This window comes from Shewanella sp. SM68, from assembly GCF_025653925.1.
GTDB lineage: Bacteria > Pseudomonadota > Gammaproteobacteria > Enterobacterales > Shewanellaceae > Shewanella > Shewanella oncorhynchi.
In genome coordinates this window covers 1-674 of record NZ_JAKKRU010000036.1, presented here as the reverse complement: position 1 = coordinate 674, position 674 = coordinate 1, and the positions used below count along the sequence as shown (strand labels likewise).

The 674-nt window shown below is 48.4% G+C and carries 1 tRNA gene and 1 rRNA gene; both read right to left on the bottom strand.

Annotated elements, in window-relative coordinates:
- Positions 1-167: 167 nt before the first annotated feature.
- A tRNA-Ile gene (locus L5M40_RS22530) sits at positions 168-244 on the bottom strand.
- 148 nt (positions 245-392) lie between these two features.
- Positions 393-674, bottom strand: a 16S ribosomal RNA gene (locus L5M40_RS22525); the annotation flags it as partial.

Genomic DNA, 674 nt, shown 5'->3' with positions numbered 1-674 from the left:
AGGCGCTCTCCCAGCTGAGCTATAGCCCCATTTACATGCAGTGCGAGTAAGTAAGATGTTCCAAACCTCTAAAAGGATTGGTTTGCCAAATCGAGTTATCCGCGGCAAATTAACGCGACGTTTAGTTCACTAAACGAGTGTTAATTTAACAAAGGAGAACGAAGATTTGGTGGGTCAGAGTGGACTTGAACCACCGACCTCACCCTTATCAGGGGTGCGCTCTAACCAGCTGAGCTACAGACCCATCTTTGATAAACCTATTTAACTAGGTCTATCTTTTACTCTTTCTTCTATCAAGCAAATCTGTGTGAACACTCAAAAGGTACACGGATGTACCGAATGTCGAAAATGCAGGAGCATTTTTCGACCAAACATTAAGTTAGTCGTATAGGTAAGGAGGTGATCCAGCCCCAGGTTCCCCTAGRGCTACCTTGTTACGACTTCACCCCAGTCATGAACCACAAAGTGGTGAGCGCCCCCCCGAAGGTTAAGCTACCCACTTCTTTTGCAGCCCACTCCCATGGTGTGACGGGCGGTGTGTACAAGGCCCGGGAACGTATTCACCGTGGCATTCTGATCCACGATTACTAGCGATTCCGACTTCATGGAGTCGAGTTGCAGACTCCAATCCGGACTACGACGAGCTTTGTGAGATTAGCTCCACCTCGCGGCTT